The organism is Variovorax sp. CCNWLW235, from assembly GCF_037204085.1.
Taxonomy (GTDB): Bacteria; Pseudomonadota; Gammaproteobacteria; order Burkholderiales; family Burkholderiaceae_C; genus Variovorax.
Map to the genome: position 1 here is coordinate 102261 of NZ_JBBCBW010000003.1, position 23418 is coordinate 125678.

Here is a 23418-nt window from a genome sequence, read left to right on the forward strand (position 1 = left end):
AGGTCGCTGTAACAACACGCACCTCGCACGGAATGCACGCGGGGTGTCGCGCGCGCAGAGGTGTTCAGCCCTTGCGCGGATCGGTGGCCAGCAGCATCTCGACCAGCGACTTCAGGTGCTGCTGCAGCCGCGCCGCTCCCGCTTCGTCGAGCGCCAGCGTGGCCTCGTCCATGTAGAGCTTGCGATTGATCTCGACCTGGATGCTGTGCCGGTTTTCCGCCGGCCGGCCATGCCGGCGAACCAGTTCCACGCCCTTGTAGGGGTGGTTGTAGTCCACGCTGTAGCCCCGCTCGCGAAGGTGCTCGCAAATCTTGTGCGAGAGCGCTGGGTCGGCGGTGCTGCCGTCGCGGTCGCCGATCACGAAGTCCGCATGCGCAAGCCCCGGAAAGTCGGTGGCATGGCTGCCCGCGATGGCCGGCATCGAATGGCAGTTAATGTGAATGCTGTAGCCGTGCCGCGCATGCGCATCTTCAATGGCTTGGGCCACCGCGGCGTGGTACGGCCGCCAGCAGTTGTCGATGCGCCCGCGCACCTCGTCCACGCTCAGCAGCCGGTCGTAGATCGGCAGGCCTTCGTCGGTGAGCTTCCAGATCAATCCCTTGCCGAGCCGCACTTTGGAAAGCACGCGCGGGTCGTCCGACAGCGGCTCGGTCCACGGGCCGTCGAGCAGGGTGGTGTCCAGCTCGGTGGTGTCGCGGTTGGCGTCCAGGTAGCTGCGCGGAAAGTGCGCCTCGATCCACGCCGCGCCCATGGCGGGCGCAAAGGCGTAGAGCTTCTCGACGTGCGTGTCCTCGGCCCGGCGCAGCGTGGCCAGGTCGCACACGGGCCGGAAGTCGTCGGGGTACACGGTGCCGCTGTGTGGCGAATCGAGCACCAGCGGCGTTTGCCCGGCAACGCTGGTCACCTGGGCGCGGGTTTGGATCAGTTTCAGGACAGGATGCATAGGCGGCCGGGGGTCAGTCCAATCGGATGCGGGCAAAGGCCGCGACCTTCTTCATCTTCTCGATCTCGCTGTCGATCTGCTTCGCGAACTCCGCCGGCGTGGTGCCCGACGCATAGAGCCCCTGCAGCGCCAGCCGCTCGCGCACCGAGGCGTCCTTCAGCGCGGTGGCCACGGCCTGCTGCATGCGCAGCGCAATGTCGGCGGGCGTGCCGGCGGGCGCCACCAGCCCGAACCACGAGGGATCGTTGTTGGCCGGGTACCCGAGTTCGCGATACGTCGGCACCTCGGGCAGCACGTCGAGCCGGCTGCTCCAGGACACCGCCAGCGCCTTCAGCTTGCCCGCCTTCACGTGCGGCAGCGAAGAGGCCACCTGGTCGAAGTACACCGGCACTTCGCCCGCGAGCACGTCGTTGATGGCCGGGCCCGCACCGCGATAGGGGATATGCACCATCGAGGTTCCGGTGCTGCTCTTGAAGAGCTCGCCCCACATGTGGCCGATGGTGCCGTTGCCCGGCGATGCGTAAGACACCTTGCCCGGGTTCGCCTTCAGGTACTTCACGAGTTCCGCGAAGCTGTTTACCGGCAGCACCCGCGGATTGATGACGACCACGCCCGGCGCCTTCACCAGTTCGGTCACCGCGACGAAGCCCTTGATCGGGTCGTAGGGCAGCTTCTGGTACACGGCCGGGTTCACGCCGTGGGTAGAGAGCGTGGCCACGCCGAAGGCAAGGCCGTCCGGTGCCGAGCGCGCCACCTCGGCCATGCCGATGGAGCCGCCGGCCCCGGCGCGGTTGTCGATGACCACGGGCTGCTGCAGGATCTTGGCCAGCGGCTCCGAGAGCACGCGCGCTGTGATGTCGGTGGCGCCGCCGGGCGGGAAGGGCACGATCATGCGGATCGGCTTGCCTTGGGCAAAAGATATTCCTGGAGCGACAGAAACAGCGGCCAGGGCGGAAAGAAGATGACGACGTTGCATGGGATCTATTCCAATGAGACAGGGAGTAATGAAGCAAAAGTTGCTGCGTTACCTGAAGCAAAGGATAGACCAGCTAACATTCTGATCTGGAATGTTTTAATGGGCGTCCAGCCATGTCGCTCCGCCGCCTCAATCCGCCCCTGAACCTGCTGCGCGCTTTCTCGACCGTGGTGCGCTTCGGCGGCGTGTCGCGCGCCGCGGAGGCGCTGCACCTGACGCAGGGCGCGGTCAGCAAGCAGGTGCAGGAGCTGGAGCGCTGGATCGGCGTGCCGCTGTTCGAGCGCAGCCGCAAGCGGCTGGCGCTCACGCCCGCGGGCGAGCGCTACGAGAAGTCGGTACGCGCCATGCTCGCGCAGTTGGAGGCGGCCACGCTGGAGCTCATTACCAGCGGCGACGGCGGCGGCGCGCTTCATCTGTCCACGCTGCCCACCTTCGGCGCCAAGTGGCTCATTCCGCGCCTGCCCGACTTCCAGCGGCACCATCCGCAGATCACCCTGCATTTCGTGCCCTACACACATGGCTACGACTTTGAGCGGCCCGAGCTCGACTGCGCCATCCTCTTCGGCGACGGCCACTGGCCCGGGGCTCGTTCGCACTATCTGGCGGGGCAGGACGTGGCGCTCATCGCGCCGCGTGCCGGCCAGGCTGAAGTCGCCATTCGCACGCCGCAAGACGTGGCGCGCTGCACCTTGCTGCGCCACGTGACGGTGCCGCAATCGTGGCTGCAATGGAGCGAAACGCACGGCGTGCGCGGGCTCGATCCGTTGGCCGGCCCTCAGTTCGACCAGTTCCAGACCATGATCCGCGCCGTGATGGTGGGCATGGGCGTGGCGCTGGTTCCGCGCTGCCTGGTGCAGGACGAAATCGCTTCGGGGCTGGTGGACGAGCCGCTGCCGGGCGGCGGCTACCGCGGCAACGAGGGCTACTGGTTCTGCTACCCCGAGGGCCGCGGCCAGCTGGCCACGCTCGATCACTTCCGCCGCTGGCTGCTGGCGGAGGTCGATCGCAACGCGCCGACACCGGAAACGCCCGCCCTTTCCTGACGGGCGCTCCCAGCCTTCAGCGTGCCGTCATAGCGCCGACAGGTGCTTGCCCACGATGCCCGCGAGTTCGAACATCGTCACCTGGTCCTTGCCGAACACTGGCTTGAGCTTGGCGTCGGCATTGATCGCGCGCTTGTTGGTCGCGTCCTGCAGGCCGTTGGCCTTGATGTAGTCCCACAGCTTCTTGATGACCTCGGTGCGCGCCACCGGTTCGGCGCCGATCACCGCGGCCAGCGAGTCGCTCGGCTTCAGGCCCGCGCCGGGTTTGCGCGGCGCAGCGGCCTTTTTCGCGGCCGGCGCCTTTTTGGCGGCGGGGGTCTTCTTCGCCGCCACCTTCTTGGCCGCGGCGGTCTTGCCCGCCGGCGCTGCCTTGCCGAAGGTCTTGCGCGGCGGGAACTTGCTGCCGCCTTCGCGCGGCGCGAACTCGAAGGTCACCTTGCCTTCTTCGGCGTTCCAGGTCAGGAAGGCCTTGAAGGCGCGGCGCGTGCGCATGCTCACGAACTTGTCGAGCAGGTCGGTCTTGCCGGTGGCAAGCAGCTTTTCCATCTGCGCGCGCTCCACCGGCTGCTGCAGGATGATCTTGCCGGTCTTGAAGGTGCAGGTCGGCGTCGGCTGCGCGTTGGTGGGCACCGACTTCTCGCAGACGTAGTTGCTGCCGTGCTCGAACACCGGCGCGCCGCAGACCGGGCACGGGCCCACGGTGTCCTGCTCGCTGAAATCGACGATTTCGCCGGTGTCGCCGTTCTTGTCGTCGCCGAAGTCGAACTCCAGCTTCCAGTTTTTCGCTTCCTCGTCGAACTTCAGGACGATCTCGGAAGTGAAAGGCCAACCGGCCTTGGAGCGAAAGCCTTCCAGCGGGCCGATGTGCTTGTCGCGCAAGAGCGCTTCGGCCTCGACCACTTCGAAGGTGCGCCCCGCCGGCGACTTGCCGAACGAGAAGCCGCAGGGCTCCTGCCCCGCCTTGCCGGTGCAGCTGTAGCGGCGGTAGTTCTCCTTCACCACCCCGCCGCAATTGGGGCATGGCGTCGAAAGCGTCGTGTAGTCGCCCGGCACGGTGTCGCGGTCGTACTCCTTGGCCTTCTTGACGATGTGCTGCGTCATTTCGGCAATTTCGCGCATGAAGGCGTCGCGGCTCAGCGCGCCTTTTTCCATCTGCGCGAGCTTGTATTCCCACTCGCCCGTGAGCTCGGCCTTGGAGAGTTCTTCCACACCCAGGCCGCGCAACAGCGTCATGAGCTGGAAGGCCTTGGCCGTCGGGATCAGTTCGCGGCCTTCGCGCAGCATGTACTTTTCGGTGATCAGGCCTTCGATGGTGGCGGCGCGCGTGGCTGGCGTGCCGAGGCCCTTTTCCTGCATGGCCTCGCGCAGTTCGTCGTCGTCGATGGTCTTGCCGGCGCCTTCCATGGCGCCCAGCAGCGTGGCTTCCGAATAGCGCGCCGGTGGCCGGGTCTTCAGCGCCTTCAGGTCGGCCGATTCGGTTTTCACCGTTTCGCCGGGCTTCACCACCACCAGGTTCTTGCCGTCCTTCTCGTCATCGTCGTTGATGGCTTCCTTGCCCCAGATGGCGAGCCAGCCCGGCTTCACCAGCACCTTGCCGTCGCTGCGGAACGGATACTTCTTGCCGCCGGCTTCCACCGTGCTGATGCGCGTGGTCACCTGGAATTCGGCGCTCGGGAAGAACACCGACATGAAGCGGCGCACCACGAAGTCGTAGAGCTTCTGCTCGGCGTCGGAGAGGCCGCTCGGCGCCTGCAGCGTCGGAATGATGGCGAAGTGATCCGACACCTTGGCGTTGTCGAAGATGCGCTTGTTCGGCTTCACGTAGCTGCCGTCGACCGCCTGCTTGGCGAAGGGCGCCAGGTGCTTCATGCCGCTGTCGGCGAGCATCTTCATCGTGTCCTTGACCACCGGCAGGTAGTCCTCGGGCAGCGCGCGCGAATCGGTACGCGGATAGGTCAGCGCCTTGTGGCGCTCGTACAGGCTCTGCGCCAGCGCCAGCGTGGTCTTGGCCGAGAAGCCGAAGCGGCCGTTGGCCTCGCGCTGCAGCGAGGTCAGGTCGAACAGCATCGGCGAAGCCTGGGTGGTGGGCTTGCTTTCTTCCGTCACCGTGGCGGGCTTGCCGCGCGCCGCATCGGCAATTTCGCTCGCTTCGCGCTCGCTCCATACGCGGTCGGCGCGGATTTCCGCGTCGGCCACGCCGTCGGGGCCCGGCGGCGGCTTCTTGAAGTTGGCGTCGAACCACTTGCCGGGGTACTGGCCGGCCTCGGCCTGGAACACGCCGTGGATTTCCCAATAGTCGCGGCTCACGAACTTGCGGATCTTTTCCTCGCGCTCGACCACCACCGAGAGCGTGGGCGTCTGCACGCGGCCCACGGTCGTCAGGAAGAAGCCGCCGTCGCGCGAATTGAAGGCCGTCATGGCGCGCGTGCCGTTGATGCCCACCAGCCAGTCGGCCTCGGAGCGCGAGCGCGCGGCGTCGGCCAAGCCCTGCATCTGCTTTTCGGTGCGCAGCGCGTCGAAGCCGTCGCGAATGGCCTGCGGCGTCATCGACTGCAGCCACAGGCGCTTCACCGGCTTGTTCAGGCCGGTCTTGCCGCCCGCGTATTGCTCGATCAGGCGAAAGATCAGCTCACCCTCGCGGCCCGCGTCGCAGGCATTGATGAGTTGCGTCACGTCCTTGCGCTTGGCCTGCTTGACCACGGCGTTCAGGCGCGTCTTTGTCTTGTCGACCGGCTTCAGGTCGAAGTGGGGCGGAATCACCGGCAGGTTCGCGAAGCTCCACTTGCCCCGCTTGACGTCGAACTCCTCGGGCGCCTGGATTTCGACCAGGTGGCCGACAGCGCTGGTCACGACATAGCTTTCGTTCTCGAAATGCTCGTCATGTTTGTCGAACTTGCCGGCCACCGGCGTGAGGGCGCGGACGATGTCCTGTGCCACCGACGGCTTTTCTGCAATTACCAAAGTCTTCATCAACATTCCTAAAAGAGTTCCCTGGCCGGCGCCGAGCCGCCTCAAGGCGGCCTGCGGTCCCCTTCGGGGGGCAGCGACGACACGCCGTGCGAGAGCGTGGGGGCCACATACAATCTGCGGCTTCCCGCGTGTGCGCACGCGCACACGCGCATGTGTGCATATTCAACCTAACAGACTTCGGCGATGCCTTCCAAATCCCCACAATTCGCCGGCCGCCGCATCCAGATGCGGCGTTCGGATGTCCACGGCAACGGCGTGTTCGCCGTGGACGACCTGGCCGAAGGCGAGACGCTGATCGAATACAAGGGCGAAGTCATCAGCTGGAAAGAGGCGCTGCGCCGCCATCCGCACGACCCGTCCCAGCCCAACCACACCTTCTACTTCCACATCGACGACGGCCGCGTGATCGACGGCAACGTGAACGGCAATGCCGCGCGCTGGATCAATCACTCCTGCGAGCCGAACTGCGAGGCCGACGAGGTCAACGGCCGCGTTTATATCAAGGCGCTGCGCAACATCGCTGCAGGAGAAGAGCTCAACTACGACTACGGCCTGATCATCGACGAGCCCTACACGCCGAAGCTGCTGGCCGAGTTTCCGTGCTGGTGCGGCTCCGAGAATTGCCGCGGCACGCTGCTGACGCCCAAGGACGAGGACGAGGACGAAGAAAAGAAAAAGAAGAAAAAAGCCAAGAAGAAGGCCGAGAAGAAAAAAGCCGAAAAACAGGCCGAGAAAAAAGAAGCCAAAAAGGCAGACAAGAAAGCCGAGAAAAAGGCTGAAAAGAAGTCCGAGAAAAAAAAGGCCAAAAAGGACGAGGCCGACAAGGGCTGAGCATGAGCACCACGGCCGACTGGTTCGAAGACCGGATTGCCGCGGCAGTGGCGCCGCTGCTGCCCGGCTTTGCGGTCGAGGCCGTGGCCGAGATCGACTCGACCAACACCGAGCTCATGCGCCGCGCGCGTGCCGGCCGCGCCGAGCCGGTGCTCCTGGTGGCTGAGCGCCAGACCGCCGGGCGCGGCCGCCTTGGCCGGCCCTGGCAAAGCGCGCAGCAGGGCGAGCAGCAAAACGCCGCCTCGCTCACCTTTTCGCTGGGCCTGTCGCTCGCGCCGCGCGACTGGTCGGGTCTCTCGCTGGCCGTGGGTGTCAGCGTGGCGGAAAGCCTCGACCCGTCGGGCGATGCAAAGGTGGCGCTCAAGTGGCCCAACGACCTGTGGGTGAACGACCGCAAACTGGCCGGCATCCTGATCGAAACCGCCATGCCGCATACGGGCCGTGCCGATGCGGCGGCGACGCCGCGCTACCTGGTGATCGGCATCGGCATCAACATTGGCCCGCGCGAAGCCGAGGGCATGCGCACGCCGCCCGCGTGGCTGCGCCAATGGCGCCCCGACGCCACGGCGCCCCAAGTGCTTGCCGAACTGGCCGCGCCGCTGGTGCGCAGCGTGCAGGCCTTCGAGGCGCAGGGCTTCGCGCCCTTTGCCGAGCGTTTTGCCGCGCGCGACGCGTTGCGCGGGCGCGAGGTCCAGCTCAGCGACGGCAGCTTTGGCACATGCGAAGGCGTGGCCTGGGGCGGCGAACTGCAGGTGCGCACGGCCGGCGGCTTGCAGATGGTCTCGAGCGACGAAGTCAGCGTGCGTCCTCGCGGCATGGCTTTTTGAGATTCACCATGAAGTTGCGCCTCGCATTGATCGTTCTCGTCCTGGCCAATGTCGGCTACTGGCTGTGGGCCCGCGGCGACCTGGCCGGCTTCGGATTGATGCCGGCCGGCATCACCGAGCGCGAGCCGCAGCGCCTCTCGCGCCAGGTTCATCCCGAGTGGCTGCAGATCCGCAAGGATGGCAAGACCGGCAACGGCAACACTGCCGCCGCGCCCTGAACGCGCCGCAGCTCAAGGCGCCAGTTCTTCGCCCTCGAAGCGCACCGTGAAGCGCGCGCCCGGCGGTTGCCGGCCCGGATGTGCGTCTTCGAGCTTGACCTGCGCATGGTGCTGGTTGGCAATCTCCCGCACGATCGGCAAACCCAGCCCCGAGCCGTCGGCCTCGTTGCCCAGCACGCGGTAAAACGGCTCGAACACCAGCTCGCGATCGGACTCCGCAATGCCCGGCCCGTTGTCTTCCACCTGCAGCAGCACCACGTGCCCGAACGGATCGGCCAGCACGCGCGCGGTGATCACGCCCGGCCGCTCGGGGGTGGACGGCGTGTAGTTGATGGCGTTGTCGACCAGGTTGCGCACCAGTTCCTTCAGCAGGGTCGGGTTGCCTTCGAGCACCACGCCGGGCGCACCCGCTTCGGCGCCGTCGTAGCCCAGGTCGATGCGCTTTTCGATGGCGCGCGGCACGGCTTCGCGCACCACTTCAATGGTGAGCCGGGCCAGGTCGCAGGGCTGGCGGCCCGTGCCGGCACCGGTGCTTTCGGCGCGCGCGAGCGAGAGCAGTTGGTTCACCGTGTGCGTGGCGCGCACGCTGGCGCGGCCGATCTGTTTGAGCGACTGCTTGAGCTCGTCGGCATTGGCACCTTCGCGCTGCGCCAGGTCGGCCTGCATGCGCAGGCCCGCAAGCGGCGTCTTGAGCTGGTGCGCCGCGTCGGCAAGAAAGCGCTTTTGCGTATGGATCGAATCATTGAGCTTGTCGAGCAGCTCGTTGACCGAAGACACCAGCGGCACCACCTCGAGTGGCACCGACGATTCGTCGAGCGGGCTCAAGTCGCCCGGGCGGCGCTCGCGGATGCGCGCCTCCACCACCGACAGCGGCTTGATGCCGCGCACCAGCGCCAGCCAGATCAGCAGAACCGCGAGCGGCAGGATCGCGAATTGCGGCAGCAGCACGCCCTTGATGATTTCGGTGGCCAGCACCGATTGCTTCTCGCGCGTCTCGGCCACCTGCAGCAGCGCGGGCGCCGAGTCGTCGTCGTCATTGGCCAGCCAGAGCGAGGCCACGCGAACTGGCTTGCCGCGCATTTCGCCGTTGCGCAGCGTGACCACGCCAGGGACCGGGGGCTCGTCGGTGTTGGGATGCGGCACGTCGGACTCGCCGCTCAGCAGCTTGCCGTGGCTGTCGAGCAGCTGGTAGTACACGCGGTCGGCGTCGTCGGCCCGCAAGATTTCGCGCGCCGGCTGCGGCAGCACGAACTGCGTCTGGCCCTGTTGCACGGTGACCAGCCGCGCCAGCGTCTGCACGTTGTATTCGAGCGCGCGGTCGAAGGGCGCATTGGCAATGCCCTGTGCCACCAGCCACGTGACGCCGATGCTCACCGGCACCAGCAGCAGCAGCGGCGTGAGCATCCAGTCGAGGATCTCGCCGAACAGGGAGCGCTGCGCGCGCTGGAACAGTTTCAAGGCTTACGGCCTCCGAAGCCGCGGGGCAAGCCTGCGTGTCATTGCTGGATTTTTTCGAGGCAGTAGCCGAGGCCGCGAACCGTGGCAATGCGCACCGGCCCCTTCTCGATCTTCTTGCGCAGGCGGTGGATGTAGACCTCGATCGCGTTCAGGCTCACTTCCTCGCCCCATTCGCACAGGCGCTCCACCAGCTGGTCCTTGCTGACCAGGCGGCCCGCGCGCTGCAGCAGCACCTCGAGCAGGCCGAGTTCGCGCGCCGAGAGCTCGACCATCTTGCCGTCGATGGTGGCCACGCGGCCGGCCTGGTCGTACACCAGCGGACCGTGCCGGATGGTGTTGCTGGTGGCACCCATGCCGCGTCGCGTGAGCGCGCGCACGCGCGCTTCGAGCTCTTGCAGGCTGAACGGCTTGGCCATGTAGTCGTCGGCGCCGTGGTCCAGGCCCTTGACGCGTTCTTCCACGCTGTCGGCCGCGGTGAGCACCAGCACGGGCAACTGCGAACCACGCGCACGCAGGCGCTTGAGGATCTCGATGCCGTGCAGGTTGGGCAGCCCGAGGTCGAGGATCAGCAAGTCGAACTCGCTGTGGGTCATGAGCGCGGTGTCGGCTTGCGAACCGTTCGCCACGTGGTCGACCGCCGCGCCCGAAGTGCGCAGGCTGCGCAGCAGGGCATCGGCCAGCACCTGGTCGTCTTCGGCAATCAGAATCCGCATGAGCCACCTCCGGCCGGTTCAGGCGCGCGCTGGCGCCGTTCACATTTGTCTCTCTCCCAGCCGAGTCTAGCCCGCTGTGTACGCTTCCAGACCGATGGTTACCACGGTGGCAACGTCGTTGCCGACGCTGGCGCGGAATTCGCGCTCGGCCTGCGTGACTGCGCCGCGGAAGGCGTCGAGCCAAGCCAATCCGTCGGCGGTGAAAAGCACGCGCCGCGCCCGCGCATCGAGCGGGTCGGGCCCGCGTGTGACCAGGCCCCAGGCTTCGCACTGGTCCACCAGCGCGCCCATCGCCTGCTTGGTCATGCCGGCGCGCTCGGCCAGCTCGGTCAGGCGCGAACCTTCGCGCGCCAGGTGCCGCGTGATGTGGATGTGCGCGGCGCTCACCTGGGCGCGGGCGGCCAGGTTCGACAGCGCCAGCGGCACCTCGACGTCGTGCGCCATGAGCTCGAGCACGCGCTCGTCGAAGCGGCGCATCGCATGGCCTAGCAGGCGGCCCAGGTGGGTTTGCCGCCACGCGTCGGGATCGGTCGGAAAAGCATTTTCGGCCATGGCCCAAATGGTAAAGCAAACTGACTAAAAAATGGGTCTACTGAAACCAATGAGCCCCTACACTACTGTTCAAGCATCCAGCCTGTAATTAAAAGCAGATGGATGGCAGTCACACACAAACCGTTGATTTTCAAGGAGATTTCCACATGGACGCAGTCGTCAAGGGCGCAAGCATCTCGGTCGCCAACAGTGAAAAAGCCAAGGCCCTGCAAGCCGCGCTGGCGCAAATCGAAAAGCAGTTCGGCAAGGGCACGATCATGCGGCTCGGCGAAGGCGAGGCGCTCGAAGACATCCAGGTGGTCTCCACCGGTTCGCTCGGCCTGGACATCGCGCTCGGCGTCGGCGGCCTGCCGCGCGGCCGCGTCATCGAAATCTACGGCCCTGAATCGTCGGGCAAGACCACGCTCACGCTGCAGGTCATCGCCGCCATGCAAAAGCAGGCCGGCACCTGCGCCTTCGTCGACGCCGAGCATGCGCTCGACGTGCAATACGCCCAGAAGCTCGGCGTGAACCTGTCCGACCTGCTGATCAGCCAGCCCGACACCGGCGAGCAGGCGCTCGAAATCGTCGATTCGCTGGTGCGCTCGGGCGCCGTCGACCTGATCGTGGTCGACTCGGTCGCCGCGCTCACCCCCAAGGCCGAAATCGAAGGCGAAATGGGCGACTCGCTGCCGGGCCTGCAAGCCCGCCTGATGAGCCAGGCGCTGCGCAAGCTCACCGCCACCATCAAGAAGACCAACTGCATGGTCATCTTCATCAACCAGATCCGCATGAAGATCGGCGTGATGTTCGGCTCGCCCGAAACCACCACCGGCGGCAATGCGCTGAAGTTCTACGCCTCGGTGCGGCTGGACATCCGCCGCATCGGCACCATCAAGAAGGGCGACGAGGCCATCGGCAACGAAACCAAGGTGAAGGTGGTGAAGAACAAGGTGTCGCCTCCGTTCAAGACGGCCGAGTTCGACATCCTGTTCGGCGAAGGCATCAGCCGCGAAGGCGAAATCATCGACATGGGCGTGAACGCCAAGATCCTCGACAAGTCGGGTGCCTGGTACGCCTACAACGGCGAAAAGATCGGCCAGGGCCGCGACAACGCACGCGAGTTCCTGCGCGAGAACCCCGAGCTGTCGCGCGAAATCGAGAACAAGGTGCGCGAGTCGCTGGGCATTCCGCTGCTGGCGGCCGATGCCGACACCCCGGCCACCGAAAAGGCCGAGAAGCCTGCGAAGGCAGCCAAGGCCGAGAAGGCCGACAAGGGCGAGTAAGCAAGGTACGGCGCGGCCTCTCAGGGGCCGCGCAAGCGACCACCAGGCATGGCATTCGGTGCCCCCTCCCTCAAAGGCCGCGCATTACGGCTCCTGAGCCAGCGCGAGCATTCGCGCGCGGAGCTGGAGCGCAAGCTGGCCAGGCATGAAGAAGAGCCCGGTACGCTGGCCCGCGCGCTCGACGAACTGGCCGCCAAGGACTTCATCAGCGAGCCGCGGGTGGTGGCCTCGGTGCTGAACCAGCGCGCCGCCCGTTCGGGCGCATTGCGTGTGCGCCAGGAGCTGCAGGCCAAGGGCATCGCGCCCGAAGCCATCGCAGAAGCCGTGGCCAGCCTGCAAGACACCGAAGTAGAGCGCGCCACTGCGTTGTGGCGCCGCCGTTTCGACGCACCGCCCGCCGATGCGAAGGAGCGCGCCAAGCAGATGCGCTTTCTGATGGCGCGCGGCTTTTCTGGCGCGGTGGTGGCCAAGGTGCTCCGGAGCGATTTCGACGGCGACAGCGGCGGCGAATGAAGCGGGTGGCGCCGGTCGCATCGCCGTGCTGGCGATGCTGAAGATGACGCCGATGGCATGATCGGCGCGGGCCGGTCCCGCGCGAGGACCGCCTTCATATAAAACTTCGGAGGAGGAACTCTCATGTCTTCAGGACCTGCAGGCCAGCCGTCGCTCATGCGCACGGGCGCCAAGGCCGGCGCCGCTTTCATCGGATCGGTGGTCAAGGGCGGCTTGCTCTCGCTCATCCTCGGCGGCGGCGCCTTCTTCTACTACCTGAGCCAGCTGCACGGGCCCGGCAATGCGGGCGCGCGTGCGGGCGGCGCCGGTGCCGCGCTCGCGCTGCTCACTTCGCCGCCCCTGCTGGTCGCGGTGCTGCTGTTTCTCTTCGTGGTCGTCTACGCGATGCTGGGTGTGCAGCAGGGCCGGGCCAAGGCCATGCAGCACCTGGTGGCCGCGCGGGGCGAGGCCGTGTCTGAGCGGCTGGGCGGCGCAATCGCAGGCCGCATCGAAGCCATGCCGCGCACACACGGCACGCTGCAGCGTGCGGCCGACTGGCTGTCCGTCGACGCGCTGAGCAAGCAGCTTGCGCCGGTGCTGGGTGAGGGCAAGGCGGTGCGCGCGGTGGTCGGCTTTGTGCTCAACCGCTTGCCATTGAGCGACATGCTTGCCGAATGGCAGCAAGGCCGTGCGGAACATGGCGAGCCGGCGGCAGCAGAAGAGGGCGCCGCGCAAGACCCGACGCTGCGCGCACTGCTCACGCGCCGCATCAACGAAACGCTGCAGGAGATGGCGGAGCCCTCAAGCAAGCCGCTTTACATTGCGCTGGGCGCGCACGCGGTGCTGCTGGGCGTCGGGCTTTGGCTCGTCAGGTGAACTGACGGAGAACAACGATGGCTGGCGCTCAGAGCGCCAGCATCAGCTTCAGGTTCTGCACCGCGGCGCCGCTGGCGCCCTTGCCCAGGTTGTCCAGCCGCGCAATCACCACCGCATGGCGGTGGTCTTCGTTCGGGAACACGCGAATTTCGAGCTCGTTGGTGTCGTTGAGCGCCAGCGCGTCGAGCTTGCCGTTGTCGGTAGGCGGCAGCACCTTCACGAACTGCTCGGGCGTGTTGCTCCTGGCGTAGTGCGCGGCAATGGCCTCGTGCAGGTCGCCGGCCTTCGGCTTGCCGGGCAGCAGGTCGAGGTGCAGCGGCAACTGCACGAGCATGCCCTGCTTGAAATTGCCCACCGAAGGAATGAAGACGGGCCGGCGGGTAAGGCCGGTGTACTTCATGATTTCAGGAATGTGCTTGTGCTTGAGGCCGAGCGCGTAGGTTTCGAAAAGCGGCGCCTTGCCGCCTTCGTAGTCTTCGATCATGGCCCGTCCGCCGCCCGAATAGCCGCTGACCGAGGGCAGCGAAACCGGGAAGTCGGCCGGCAGCAGGCCCGCATCGACCAGCGGGCGCACGATGGCGATGGCGCCCGTGGCATAGCAGCCCGGGTTGCCGACGCGGTCGGCCGCAGCCACGGCCTGCCAGTGGCCTTCCACCAGTTCAGGGAAGCCGAACACCCAGCCCGGCGCCACGCGGTGCGCGGTAGAGGCGTCGATGATCTTGGGCTTCTTGCCCGGCAGCTGGTCGATCAGCGCGACCGATTCGCGGGCCGCGTCGTCGTGCAGGCACAGCACCACCAGGTCGACGCCGGCCATCAGCTCGCGCTTGGCGTTCACGTCTTTTCGCAGCTCGGGCGCAATGCTCACGAGTTCGATTTGCGGCATCGTCTGGAGCCGCTCGCGAATTTGCAAGCCGGTGGTACCGGCTTCGCCGTCGATGAAAACCTTGGCCATATCGGAGTATCCGTGGGGTCGCTAGAAGAAAGTACGTATTGACCGCAAGGTCACGTCGAGTATTGGTGCGCCGCACCATGATACAGTCCGCGGTTGTTCGCCGCCCCCAACCGTCAGGTTGCCGTCGCCCGCGAACAACAGAGCCAAAGACGCCTCAGACCCCAGATCTCCCGTTCTCAACTTCCTCCTTCCGAGAGACAACCCTCATGAAGATTCACGAGTACCAAGGCAAGGAAATTCTTGCCAAGTTCGGCGTGCCGGTGCCGCGCGGCATTCCGGCCTATACGGTTCAGGAGGCGGTCGAGGCCGCCCAGAAACTTGGAGGCCCGGTCTGGGTCGTCAAGGCCCAGATTCACGCGGGTGGCCGCGGCAAGGGCGGCGGCGTCAAGGTCGCCAAGTCCATCGAAGACGTCAAGAAGCTCGCCGGCGAAATCCTCGGCATGCAGCTCAAGACCCACCAGACCGGCCCCGAAGGCCAGAAGGTGCGCCGCCTTTACATCGAAGATGGCGCCGACATCAACAAGGAATACTACGTCTCGGCCGTGACCGACCGCGCGACGCAAAAGATTGCGTTCATCGCATCGAGCGAAGGCGGCATGGACATCGAGGAAGTGGCCCACTCCACGCCCGAGAAGATCATTACGGTCTACGCCGACCCCAAGGAAGGCCTGACCGACGCGCAAGCCAAGGAAATTGCCGACGGCATCGGCATGCCGGCCGACTCGACCGCGCAAACGGTCGACATCCTGAAGAAGCTCTACACCTGCTACATGGAGACGGACGCCTCGCTGGTCGAGATCAACCCGCTCAACCGTGACAGCAAGGGCAACGTCATGGCGCTGGACGCCAAGTTCAACTTCGACAGCAACGCGCTGTTCCGCCACCCTGAAATCGTGGCCCTGCGCGACCTCGACGAAGAAGACGCAGCCGAAGTCGAAGCCTCCAAGTTCGACTTGGCCTACATCTCGCTGGACGGCAACATCGGCTGCCTGGTGAACGGTGCCGGCCTGGCCATGGCCACCATGGACACCATCAAGCTGTTCGGCGGCGAGCCGGCCAACTTTTTGGACGTGGGCGGCGGCGCCACCCCCGAGAAGGTCACCGAAGCCTTCAAGATCATGCTGAAGAACAAGAATGTCGAGGCCATCCTCGTCAACATCTTCGGCGGCATCATGAAGTGCGACACCATCGCCACCGGCGTGATCGCAGCCTGCAAGGCCGTGAACCTGCAAGTGCCGCTGGTCGTGCGCATGAAGGGCACCAACGAAGTCGAAGGCAAGAAGCTGCTGGCCGAATCGGGCCTGCCGATCATCAGCGCCGACACCATGGCGGAAGCGGCCCAGAAGGTCGTGGCAGCAGTCAAGAAGGCCTAAGGAACAAGTCATGTCGATCTACATCAACAAAGACACCAAAGTCATCACGCAAGGCATTACCGGCAAGACCGGTCAGTTCCACACTGAAAAGTGCCAGGAATACGCGAACGGCAAGAACGCCTTCGTGGCAGGCGTGAACCCCAAGAAGGCCGGCGAGTCGATCTTCAACATCCCGATCTTCGGTTCGGTGAAGGAAGCCGCTTCGCAAACCGGCGCCACCGTGTCGGTGATCTACGTGCCGCCGGCAGGCGCGGCTGCCGCCATCTGGGAAGCCGTCGAGGCCGACCTGGACCTGGCGATCTGCATCACCGAAGGCATTCCGGTTCGCGACATGCTCGAAGTGCGCAACAAGATGAAGGCCAAGGAAGCGGCCGGCGGCAAGAAGACCTTGCTGCTGGGCCCGAACTGCCCCGGCCTGATCACGCCCGACGAAATCAAGATCGGCATCATGCCCGGCCACATTCACCGCAAGGGCCGCATCGGCGTGGTTTCGCGCTCGGGCACGCTCACGTATGAAGCCGTGGCGCAGCTCACCGAGATCGGCCTCGGCCAATCGTCGGCAGTGGGCATTGGCGGCGACCCGATCAACGGCCTGAAGCACATCGACGTGATGAAGGCTTTCAACGACGATCCGGACACCGACGCGGTCATCATGATCGGCGAAATCGGCGGACCGGACGAAGCCGACGCGGCCCGCTGGTGCAAGGAACACATGAAGAAGCCGGTGGTCGGCTTCATCGCCGGTGTTACCGCTCCTCCCGGCAAGCGCATGGGCCACGCCGGCGCGCTGATCTCGGGCGGCGCCGACACGGCCGATGCCAAGCTCGCCATCATGGAAGAGTGCGGCTTCACCGTCACGCGCAACTTCTCGGAGCTGGCAAAGCTGCTCAAGGCACAGCTCTAAACCGCAGCAGACCTTCTCTCTGCGCACCACGCAAAAAGAAAAAAGCGCCCGCAAACCCTGCGGGCGCTTTTTTCACTACAACACAGTGGAAAAGAGACATGGAACTCCTTCAAAGCACCGATTTCTGGATCGGCTTGGTCAAGATTGTCTGGATCAACATCATTCTTTCGGGTGACAACGCCGTGGTGATTGCCATGGCTGCCCGTTCCCTGCCGCCCGCGCAGCAGCAAAAAGCCGTGCTGTTCGGCTCGGGCGCGGCCGTGGTGCTGCGCATCGTGCTGACCATCGTCGCGGCCAGGCTGCTGGCGCTGCCGTACCTGCAGATCGTCGGCGGCCTGCTGCTGCTGTGGATCGGCCTGCAGCTCCTGGGCGAAGAAGAAGAGGATGACGGCGAGGCCAAGGAATACGGCAGCATGCTGGCGGCCGTGCGCACCATCCTGCTGGCCGACCTGGTCATGAGCCTGGACAACGTCATTGCCGTGGCCGCCGCCGCGCAAGGTAGCATGGTGCTGCTGGTGCTCGGCCTCGCAATCAGCATTCCGCTGGTGATTTTTGGCAGTACGCTCATGATCAAGCTCATGGAACGTTTTCCGATCATCGTCATGCTGGGTGCCGCCCTGATCGGCTGGGTCGGCGGTGAAACCATTGCAAGCGACGTCTCGCTGCATGGCGTGCTCGCGGCCAACCCCTGGCTGCACTATGCGGCCGCGGCGGCCGGTGCGTTTTTTGTCGTGGCCGCTGGCCGCTTGCTGCAGCAGCGCGCTCGCGCTGCGGCCGGGCACTGAATGCCGCGCGCCCACGCTTGTACACAATGGTGAGCGTCGGCGCGTCCCTCTTTTCCAATCGGCCCCCGCTGTCCTGGGAGTTTGCCGCGCTGACCGACGTGGGGCGCGCGCGTGCCCACAATGAGGACGATCTCCATGTCGATCCGGCGCTCGGCCTTGCCGTGCTGGCCGACGGCATGGGCGGCTACAAGGGCGGCGAAGTCGCCAGCGCCATGGCGGTGTCGCTGGTGCACGCCAGCTTTGCCCGGTGGTTTGCGCAAGCCGGGCCCCAGGCGCCCGCGCGGGTGATCCGGCGCGCCTTGCAGGCCGCGACCGACGAGGCGAATTCGGCCATTCTCGAAGCCGGCATCTCCAACGAGGAGCTGCAGGGCATGGGAACGACCCTGGTGCTGGCGGCTTTCCGGCCGCAGCGCGTGCTGGTGGGCCACATCGGCGATTCGCGCTGCTACAGGCTTCGCAACAACAAGCTCGAGCAGCTCACGCGCGACCATTCGCTGCGCCAGCAGCAGCTCGACGCGGGCGCGATCACCGCCGAGGAGGCGCTGCATTCGCCCCACCGCAACCTCGTGACCCGGGCCGTGGGCGTAGAAGCGCAGGTGGTGCTCGAAATGCACGAACACACCGCAAGGCCCGACGACCTGTATATGCTGTGCTCCGACGGGCTCAGTGAGATGATTTCCGATGCGCAGCTTTTCACGCTTTTGAACCACGATGTCGGGCTTCAGCAGAAAGCATCACTTTTGGTTGCAATTGCAAACGACAATGGCGGACGGGATAACATTTCCGTTGTCCTGGCAAAAGCGCGCGTCGGCGATGCGCCTGCTGCCGCCTAGCCCCAGGCCCGAGCGACTGCCCGTCGTTGCGCCTGCCACCAACCAATTTCTGTAAATCGGGGAGTCGGCAATGCCGAAAATGATCATTTCGATCGATGGCGTTGTCATCGAACAAGTGGCGCTCGCCAAGGACCGCACCACGCTGGGACGGCGCGCCTACAACGACATCGTCATCGACAATCTGGCGGTGAGTGGCGAACACGCCGTGCTGCATATGCGCGGCGGCGAAGTCGAAATTGAAGACCTCAACAGCACCAACGGCACCTACGTCAATGCGCTCGTCGTCCAGAAGCAGGTGCTCAAGGACAACGACGTCATCGAACTCGGCGGCTGCCGCATTCACTTTCGCGCCCGCAACAACCTGGAGCCCGGCGCGGGCTCGGTGCACAACGTGTCGGACGATTTTTCGTCCCCCATTCCCCTCTCGTCCGCACCGACCGAGGCCGGTGCGCTGGTCGAAATCGGCGTGCCGGTGCTGCGCGATCTCTCGGACACCGGCGGCGGCCAGGACCTGCCGCTGCAGAAGGTGGTCACCACCATCGGCAAGCCCGGCGTTGCCGTGGCGGTTGTCACGCGCCGGCGCCAAGGCTATGTGGCGGCCAGCGTCATGGGCGAGGTCAGGCTCAACGGCAATCCCCTCGGTACCGACGCCGTCGGGTTGCAGGAACGCGACGTGCTGGAACTCGGCGGCGCCACGCGCATGCAGTTCGTGCGGGTCTGAGCTCAGGGCCCGCGTAGCGCCGACGCCATGAATGCGCTCCGGCGGCATTGGCCACGCATCGTCATTACCCTGCTGCCGGTTTTGCTGGCCCTGGCGCATGCCACCGGCGCCTGGCGCCTGAGCGTGCTCGACCACCTCGACCACCTGATTTACGACACCCGCCTGCGCGCCACCATGCCGGGCACGCTCGACCCCCGCATCGTGATCGTGGACGTGGACGACGCCAGCCTGGCGCGGCAGGGGCAATGGCCCTGGGCGCGCGACAAGCTGGCCCGGCTGACCAGGGAACTCACGGGGCGCCAGCAGGTGGCGGTGCTGGGCTTCGACGTGATGTTCGTCGAGCCGGACCGAAGCTCCGGCCTCGACAAGCTGCGGCAGATTGCGCGCGGGCCGCTGCGCGACATGCCGGGGCTTGCCGGTGAAATCGAGCGCGTGGCGCCATCGCTCGACAACGACGCCATCTTTGCCCGGGCCCTGGAAGGCCAGCGCGTGGCGCTCGGCTATTACTTCACGCGAACCGAAAGGCCCGGCGCCAAGGGCCAGTTGCCGGCGGCGCCGCTGTTGCTGCCCGAGGCCTTTCCGGCGGACCACGGCTATGCCACGGAGTGGAACGGCTTCGGCGCCAACCTTCCGGTGCTGGCGACCGCCGCACCGGCCTCGGGCTTTCTCAACACGCTGGTCAGCTCCGGCGACGAGGGCATCATCCGCAGCGTGCCGCTCATCGCTCGCTATGAGGGCGACCGCGGCCGGCCGGGGTATTACGAGTCGCTGGGATTGGCCGTCTACAGGCTCGCCAATGGCATGCCCCCCGTGCTGCCGGCCTTTGCATCGGGCGGCGCCGTGCCCCGGCTGCAGTCGCTCATTGTGGGCGGCCTGCGCGTGCCGGTCGACGCAACAGCCAGCATGCAGGTGCCGTTCCGCGGCCCGGGCGGGGCGAGTGGCGGCTCTTTCCGCTACGTGCCGGCCACCGACGTGCTCGAGGGCCGGCTCGCGCCGGGCGAACTGAAGGGCCGCATCGTGCTCGTGGGTGCCACCGCGCCGGGCCTGCAAGACCTGCGCGCCACGCCCGTCGGGGCTGCGTTTCCCGGTGTCGAGGTGCATGCCAACGTGGTGTCGGCCATGCTCGACCGCCGCCTGCTCGCGGTGCCCGACTACGCGCCCGGGTACGAAGTGCTGAACGTGCTCGCCGCGGGGCTTGTGCTGGCGCTGGGCCTCACGCTGCTGCCGGCGCCGCGCGCCGTCGTGCTGGGCATCGTCACCGTTGCCGTGCTGGTCGGCGTGAACGCCTGGCTCTACCAGAACCACAGCCTCGTGCTTCCGCTGGCGTCGGCGCTGGCCATGGCGGCGCTGGCTTTCATTTTCAACATGGGCTGGGGCTACTTCATCGAGGCCCGCGCGCGCCGCGGGCTGGCGCGGCTTTTCGGCACCTACGTGCCGCCCGAACTCGTCGACGAAATGCTCGTGACCCCCGGCCGCTACAGCATGCGCGCCGAGAGCAAGAACATGACCGTCATGTTCTGCGACATGCGCGAGTTCACCCGCCTTTCGGAGCAGATGACCCCGGCCGAGCTGCAGGCCTTTCTCAACACCCTGTTCAACCGGCTCACCAGCGTGATCAGCGCGCACCGCGGCACCGTCGACAAATACATGGGCGACTGCGTCATGGCCTTCTGGGGCGCACCCATCGACACGCCCGACCACGCCACCCTTGCCGTGCGCGCCGCGCTCGAAATGGCCGAAGCCGTGCGCGACATCAACAAGCTTCACGTTGCCGACGGACGCCCCCAGATCAGCGTGGGCATCGGCATTAACAGCGGCGTGATGAGCGTCGGCGACATGGGTTCGGCGGCGCGGCGCAGCTACACCGTCGTGGGTGATGCGGTCAACCTCGCGTCCCGGCTGGAGGGCCTGAGCTCGCACTACGGCGTGGAGATCGTTGCCAGCGGAGCCACCCGCCAACTCGCGCCCGGCTTTCTCTGGCAAGAGCTCGACAGCGTGCTTGTCAAAGGCAAGGCCCAGGCCATTACCGTGTTCACTCCTCTCGCACCCGACGCCGCGCCCCAAACCGCCGCCGCGCAACAGCAAGCCGAGCAACTGCACCGCTGGGCCGGCGTTCTTGACGCCTACCGCCGCCAAGACTGGGCCACGGGCCGAAACTTGCTGGACCCGCTGCTCGCAGCGGATGCCAAAAAAGTCCTTTACCAGCTCTACGCCCAGCGATTAGCCTCCATGGCATTGCGGCCTTACGACCCTGAATGGGACGGCGCAACCCGGTTCGAAACCAAATGACGACAGGCACAAGCAGGGGGTCTTTCACAATGCAGGTTCGCGTGCTGGGTTGCTCGGGCGCCATCGCCAAGGACTGCCGGACCACATCCTTCCTGGTCGACACCGACCTGCTCGTCGATGCCGGCACCGGGGTGGGCGACCTCACGCTCGACGAAATGGCCGCCATCGACGACGTAGTGCTTACTCACTGCCACCTCGACCACATCGCCGCGCTCCCCCTCATGCTCGACGCCGTCGGCGCCCGCCGTACCCGCCCAGTGCGCGTACACGCTTTGCGATCGACCATCGAGGCGCTGCGCGCCCATGTGTTCAACAACGTCATTTGGCCGGATTTCGAAACTATTCCAAGCCCTCAGGCGCCGTTCGTGAGCTTTCACGACATCACAGTGGGCCAAGTCCTGCAGCTCGGCAGTGCCACCCCCAAGCGCATCGAAGTGCTCCCCGCCGTTCACACCGTGCCCGCCTGCGGCTTTGCCGTGTGCCGCGCCGAGGGCGGTGCCAACTGGGTTTTTACCGGCGACACCGAGCGCAACGCCCCCTTCTGGGACCGCGTCAACGCGCTCGACGTCGCCATGCTCGTCATCGAAACCGCCTTCAGCAACCGCGAGCAAGCCTTGGCTGAGCGCAGCCTGCACCTGTCGCCGCATGTGCTGGCCGATGAACTGGCGCATATCGATCCGGGCAAGCAGTACCCGATCTACATCACCCACACCAAGCCGGCGGAAACTGAAGAAATCATGAGCCAGATCCAGCTGCTGGCCGGGCATCAGGTGGCGGGGTTGGCGCAGCGGGATATCCGGTGGTTGAAGGCGAATGGGGTTCTGACTTTTTGAGCCGACGGAAGGACTGGCATGACAAATTTGTCACGCTTTTGAGCCTTTACAAACGATTTGTGTCACTCGATGTAACTTGTGTACGCATGAAGTGACGGGTTTCGTCGGCCAAACGCTCGAAACGGGGTGGCACGGATGCTGCGGTAGGTACTGCGCTCCGGGCTTGGTTCCCGGGCTCAAACCAACCAACCTGGAGTTTCTTCAAATGAACCGTCGTTCTATCGCACGCAACGTGCAAAAGGGTTTCACGCTCATCGAACTGATGATCGTTGTCGCGATCATCGGTATCTTGGCTGCTATCGCTATTCCCCAGTACCAGACCTACATCGCGAAGTCGCAAGTCTCACGCGTAGTTGGCGAAACGGGCTCCCAAAAGACCGCCGTTGAAGACTGCGTGAACAATGGCAAGGTAACCGCCAGCGCAACGACCTGTGCAGGCACGGCCACAGGCTCGAACCTGATCGTGACGACAGGTAGCAACACTGTTAATGGCGGCGCTCCGGCTGCAGGCCTCGGCGCACCGATTCTTGCTTTCACTGGCACGGACGGCACTGCTACCCTGACGTCCGAATTTGGTAACAGCGCTGCAGCCGTGATCAAGGGCAAGAAGATCATTTGGAGCCGCACCTCGGACGGCACCTGGACCTGCTCCTCTGACGTTGCGAAGAAGTACGAACAAGTTTCGTGCCCCACCACGTCGGCAACGTAATCCGTCGCAGACAGACGAAAGCCGCCTCCGGGCGGCTTTTTTACGTCTATTGGAAAGGTCACAGCAAAGTATGAAGTTTGCTGCCTAGCTTATGAGGAAGGCCCCCAACGGGCAGCAGCCCATTCCGCGAAAGATTGCATGCAGTGTTTGGTGGCACGCGAACTGCAATGGGTTCTCCTAGCCAAGGAGAAAGCATGAAGAAGGCTCAAGAAAGAGACCAAGGCTTCGCATTAATCGAATTGATGATTGTGGTAGCCGTGATCGGTGTGCTGGCAAGTATCGCGTTGCCCCAATATCGGACCTATATTTCCCACGCTCAAGTGACCCGTGTCATGTCGGAGGTTGGTGCATTGAGAACAGCCGTCGAAACTTGCGTCGTGGAAGGGCGTACAAGCGTGGGGGCAGGCAATTTGCAATGCGATCCAGGGGCCACCGGCTCCTCGCTCATGACCGTGCCTGCAACTAACGGCGCTGCTGCTACATTAGTAGAACTTCCGGCGGGTACTGGCGTTCCAGCTGTGAATTTTCCCGCTACTGGCGATCAGACAGCCGTCATGACGGCCACCTTCGGCAACTCGGCCGCTACGGTGCTTGCGGGCCAAACATTGACCTGGCAGCGCAGCACCACGGGAAATTGGACATGCCTCAGCAGCGTGCCCGCGACATACAAATCGTCGCAGTGCTTGTAGCCCGGCCACTGCTCATTCGATAAGCCGCCCAGCAGTGGCAACGTTCGTTAAGAGGGTCAGAGACCCCGCAGGCAGGAATGATCTTCGTTCGCCAGCGGCCCGGAGTAGCTTTTAGGCCTGTCGAGTTGCGTACTTGGCAGATGCAGCGCGTAAATGCAGCGGGCCC

At 65.3% G+C, this 23418-nt stretch carries 23 protein-coding genes; 16 read left to right on the forward strand and 7 right to left on the reverse strand.

What is annotated here, in order from left to right; all coding sequences use genetic code 11:
- Window positions 1–64 precede the first annotated feature (64 nt).
- Both V9L21_RS05235 and V9L21_RS05240 read right to left on the reverse strand, forming a co-directional pair.
- Window positions 65–943, reverse strand: a complete 879-nt coding sequence (locus tag V9L21_RS05235) for an N-formylglutamate amidohydrolase (protein ID WP_337309754.1) — start codon at window positions 941–943, stop codon at window positions 65–67.
- 13 nt (window positions 944–956) lie between these two features.
- Window positions 957–1919, reverse strand: coding sequence for a tripartite tricarboxylate transporter substrate binding protein BugE (locus V9L21_RS05240; RefSeq protein ID WP_337309755.1), 963 nt, complete (start codon window positions 1917–1919; stop codon window positions 957–959).
- Between the two features lie 113 nt (window positions 1920–2032).
- Between V9L21_RS05240 and V9L21_RS05245 the strand changes: the two genes are divergently transcribed.
- Entirely contained in the window at window positions 2033–2962 is a 930-nt protein-coding gene (locus V9L21_RS05245; RefSeq protein ID WP_337309757.1) for a LysR substrate-binding domain-containing protein, read from the forward strand.
- Window positions 2963–2989: 27 nt separating this feature from the next.
- On the opposite strand, the gene V9L21_RS05250 is transcribed toward V9L21_RS05245, so the two are convergent.
- Window positions 2990–5932 (reverse strand): DNA topoisomerase III, encoded by a 2943-nt coding sequence (locus V9L21_RS05250; protein ID WP_337309759.1) that lies wholly within the window; start codon window positions 5930–5932, stop codon window positions 2990–2992.
- Between the two features lie 183 nt (window positions 5933–6115).
- Here V9L21_RS05250 and V9L21_RS05255 point away from each other — a divergent pair, with 183 nt between their 5' ends.
- Genes V9L21_RS05255 through V9L21_RS05265 form a run of 3 tightly spaced genes read left to right on the forward strand, consistent with a single transcriptional unit; the run spans window position 6116 to window position 7808 of the window.
- Window positions 6116–6763 (forward strand): SET domain-containing protein, encoded by a 648-nt coding sequence (locus tag V9L21_RS05255; protein WP_337309761.1) that lies wholly within the window; start codon window positions 6116–6118, stop codon window positions 6761–6763.
- A gap of 2 nt (window positions 6764–6765) precedes the next feature.
- Window positions 6766–7590 (forward strand): biotin--[acetyl-CoA-carboxylase] ligase, encoded by an 825-nt coding sequence (locus V9L21_RS05260; protein WP_337309764.1) that lies wholly within the window; start codon window positions 6766–6768, stop codon window positions 7588–7590.
- Between the two features lie 8 nt (window positions 7591–7598).
- Window positions 7599–7808 (forward strand): sporulation protein, encoded by a 210-nt coding sequence (locus tag V9L21_RS05265; protein WP_337309765.1) that lies wholly within the window; start codon window positions 7599–7601, stop codon window positions 7806–7808.
- A gap of 12 nt (window positions 7809–7820) precedes the next feature.
- Here V9L21_RS05265 and V9L21_RS05270 read toward each other — a convergent pair whose 3' ends face one another.
- The 3 genes from V9L21_RS05270 to V9L21_RS05280 form a co-directional block, all read right to left on the reverse strand.
- Complete coding sequence (locus tag V9L21_RS05270; RefSeq protein WP_337309767.1) at window positions 7821–9266, reverse strand: sensor histidine kinase; 1446 nt, start codon at window positions 9264–9266, stop codon at window positions 7821–7823.
- A gap of 38 nt (window positions 9267–9304) precedes the next feature.
- Window positions 9305–9979 (reverse strand): response regulator, encoded by a 675-nt coding sequence (locus tag V9L21_RS05275; RefSeq protein WP_157616436.1) that lies wholly within the window; start codon window positions 9977–9979, stop codon window positions 9305–9307.
- A 66-nt stretch (window positions 9980–10045) separates the two neighbouring features.
- A complete protein-coding gene (locus V9L21_RS05280; protein ID WP_337297259.1) occupies window positions 10046–10531 on the reverse strand; it encodes a MarR family winged helix-turn-helix transcriptional regulator in 486 nt (161 codons plus the stop codon).
- A 146-nt stretch (window positions 10532–10677) separates the two neighbouring features.
- Here V9L21_RS05280 and recA point away from each other — a divergent pair, with 146 nt between their 5' ends.
- From recA to V9L21_RS05295, 3 genes are all read left to right on the forward strand, one after another.
- Window positions 10678–11796, forward strand: coding sequence for a recombinase RecA (recA, locus tag V9L21_RS05285; RefSeq protein ID WP_258503014.1), 1119 nt, complete (start codon window positions 10678–10680; stop codon window positions 11794–11796).
- Between the two features lie 48 nt (window positions 11797–11844).
- Window positions 11845–12309 (forward strand): recombination regulator RecX, encoded by a 465-nt coding sequence (recX, locus tag V9L21_RS05290; protein WP_337309770.1) that lies wholly within the window; start codon window positions 11845–11847, stop codon window positions 12307–12309.
- Between the two features lie 123 nt (window positions 12310–12432).
- The gene (locus V9L21_RS05295; protein ID WP_337309773.1) at window positions 12433–13164 is read left to right on the forward strand and encodes a hypothetical protein; all 732 of its coding nucleotides are present in this window, start codon (window positions 12433–12435) and stop codon (window positions 13162–13164) included.
- Between the two features lie 28 nt (window positions 13165–13192).
- On the opposite strand, the gene argC is transcribed toward V9L21_RS05295, so the two are convergent.
- Complete coding sequence (gene argC / locus V9L21_RS05300; protein ID WP_337309775.1) at window positions 13193–14116, reverse strand: N-acetyl-gamma-glutamyl-phosphate reductase; 924 nt, start codon at window positions 14114–14116, stop codon at window positions 13193–13195.
- A 206-nt stretch (window positions 14117–14322) separates the two neighbouring features.
- On the opposite strand from argC, the gene sucC reads away from it, so the two are divergent.
- The 9 genes from sucC to V9L21_RS05345 all read left to right on the forward strand — a co-directional run bounded on the left by sucC (window position 14323) and on the right by V9L21_RS05345 (window position 23252).
- On the forward strand, window positions 14323–15489 hold the full coding sequence (gene sucC / locus V9L21_RS05305; protein ID WP_258503010.1) for an ADP-forming succinate--CoA ligase subunit beta: 1167 nt from the start codon (window positions 14323–14325) through the stop codon (window positions 15487–15489).
- A 10-nt stretch (window positions 15490–15499) separates the two neighbouring features.
- Window positions 15500–16393 carry a succinate--CoA ligase subunit alpha gene (sucD, locus tag V9L21_RS05310; protein ID WP_007828710.1) on the forward strand — a complete coding sequence of 298 codons (894 nt, stop codon included), beginning with the start codon at window positions 15500–15502 and terminating at the stop codon, window positions 16391–16393.
- 98 nt (window positions 16394–16491) lie between these two features.
- A complete protein-coding gene (locus V9L21_RS05315; RefSeq protein ID WP_337309778.1) occupies window positions 16492–17178 on the forward strand; it encodes a TerC family protein in 687 nt (228 codons plus the stop codon).
- Window positions 17179–17204: 26 nt separating this feature from the next.
- Window positions 17205–18011, forward strand: coding sequence for a Stp1/IreP family PP2C-type Ser/Thr phosphatase (locus V9L21_RS05320; protein ID WP_337309779.1), 807 nt, complete (start codon window positions 17205–17207; stop codon window positions 18009–18011).
- Between the two features lie 70 nt (window positions 18012–18081).
- Window positions 18082–18732, forward strand: coding sequence for an FHA domain-containing protein (locus tag V9L21_RS05325; protein ID WP_337309781.1), 651 nt, complete (start codon window positions 18082–18084; stop codon window positions 18730–18732).
- Between the two features lie 27 nt (window positions 18733–18759).
- Window positions 18760–21021, forward strand: coding sequence for a CHASE2 domain-containing protein (locus tag V9L21_RS05330; protein WP_337309783.1), 2262 nt, complete (start codon window positions 18760–18762; stop codon window positions 21019–21021).
- Window positions 21022–21050: 29 nt separating this feature from the next.
- Window positions 21051–21854, forward strand: coding sequence for a 3',5'-cyclic-nucleotide phosphodiesterase (locus V9L21_RS05335; RefSeq protein ID WP_337310083.1), 804 nt, complete (start codon window positions 21051–21053; stop codon window positions 21852–21854).
- 205 nt (window positions 21855–22059) lie between these two features.
- Window positions 22060–22563 (forward strand): pilin, encoded by a 504-nt coding sequence (locus tag V9L21_RS05340; RefSeq protein WP_337309785.1) that lies wholly within the window; start codon window positions 22060–22062, stop codon window positions 22561–22563.
- 194 nt (window positions 22564–22757) lie between these two features.
- Window positions 22758–23252 carry a pilin gene (locus V9L21_RS05345; RefSeq protein ID WP_337309787.1) on the forward strand — a complete coding sequence of 165 codons (495 nt, stop codon included), beginning with the start codon at window positions 22758–22760 and terminating at the stop codon, window positions 23250–23252.
- The last annotated feature ends 166 nt before the right edge of the window (window positions 23253–23418 follow it).

Excerpts from the sequence above, each read along its gene's own strand:
- V9L21_RS05235 (WP_337309754.1), bottom strand. The coding sequence starts at position 943 with ATGCATCCTGTCCTGAAACTGATCCAAACCCGCGCCCAGGTGACCAGC.
- V9L21_RS05240 (WP_337309755.1), bottom strand. The coding sequence starts at position 1,919 with ATGCAACGTCGTCATCTTCTTTCCGCCCTGGCCGCTGTTTCTGTCGCT.
- V9L21_RS05245 (WP_337309757.1), top strand. The coding sequence starts at position 2,033 with ATGTCGCTCCGCCGCCTCAATCCGCCCCTGAACCTGCTGCGCGCTTTC.
- V9L21_RS05250 (WP_337309759.1), bottom strand. The coding sequence starts at position 5,932 with ATGAAGACTTTGGTAATTGCAGAAAAGCCGTCGGTGGCACAGGACATC.
- V9L21_RS05255 (WP_337309761.1), top strand. The coding sequence starts at position 6,116 with ATGCCTTCCAAATCCCCACAATTCGCCGGCCGCCGCATCCAGATGCGG.
- V9L21_RS05260 (WP_337309764.1), top strand. The coding sequence starts at position 6,766 with ATGAGCACCACGGCCGACTGGTTCGAAGACCGGATTGCCGCGGCAGTG.
- V9L21_RS05265 (WP_337309765.1), top strand. The coding sequence starts at position 7,599 with ATGAAGTTGCGCCTCGCATTGATCGTTCTCGTCCTGGCCAATGTCGGC.
- V9L21_RS05275 (WP_157616436.1), bottom strand. The coding sequence starts at position 9,979 with ATGCGGATTCTGATTGCCGAAGACGACCAGGTGCTGGCCGATGCCCTG.
- V9L21_RS05280 (WP_337297259.1), bottom strand. The coding sequence starts at position 10,531 with ATGGCCGAAAATGCTTTTCCGACCGATCCCGACGCGTGGCGGCAAACC.
- recA (WP_258503014.1), top strand. The coding sequence starts at position 10,678 with ATGGACGCAGTCGTCAAGGGCGCAAGCATCTCGGTCGCCAACAGTGAA.
- recX (WP_337309770.1), top strand. The coding sequence starts at position 11,845 with ATGGCATTCGGTGCCCCCTCCCTCAAAGGCCGCGCATTACGGCTCCTG.
- V9L21_RS05295 (WP_337309773.1), top strand. The coding sequence starts at position 12,433 with ATGTCTTCAGGACCTGCAGGCCAGCCGTCGCTCATGCGCACGGGCGCC.
- argC (WP_337309775.1), bottom strand. The coding sequence starts at position 14,116 with ATGGCCAAGGTTTTCATCGACGGCGAAGCCGGTACCACCGGCTTGCAA.
- sucC (WP_258503010.1), top strand. The coding sequence starts at position 14,323 with ATGAAGATTCACGAGTACCAAGGCAAGGAAATTCTTGCCAAGTTCGGC.
- sucD (WP_007828710.1), top strand. The coding sequence starts at position 15,500 with ATGTCGATCTACATCAACAAAGACACCAAAGTCATCACGCAAGGCATT.
- V9L21_RS05315 (WP_337309778.1), top strand. The coding sequence starts at position 16,492 with ATGGAACTCCTTCAAAGCACCGATTTCTGGATCGGCTTGGTCAAGATT.
- V9L21_RS05320 (WP_337309779.1), top strand. The coding sequence starts at position 17,205 with ATGGTGAGCGTCGGCGCGTCCCTCTTTTCCAATCGGCCCCCGCTGTCC.
- V9L21_RS05325 (WP_337309781.1), top strand. The coding sequence starts at position 18,082 with ATGCCGAAAATGATCATTTCGATCGATGGCGTTGTCATCGAACAAGTG.
- V9L21_RS05330 (WP_337309783.1), top strand. The coding sequence starts at position 18,760 with ATGAATGCGCTCCGGCGGCATTGGCCACGCATCGTCATTACCCTGCTG.
- V9L21_RS05335 (WP_337310083.1), top strand. The coding sequence starts at position 21,051 with ATGCAGGTTCGCGTGCTGGGTTGCTCGGGCGCCATCGCCAAGGACTGC.
- V9L21_RS05340 (WP_337309785.1), top strand. The coding sequence starts at position 22,060 with ATGAACCGTCGTTCTATCGCACGCAACGTGCAAAAGGGTTTCACGCTC.
- V9L21_RS05345 (WP_337309787.1), top strand. The coding sequence starts at position 22,758 with ATGAAGAAGGCTCAAGAAAGAGACCAAGGCTTCGCATTAATCGAATTG.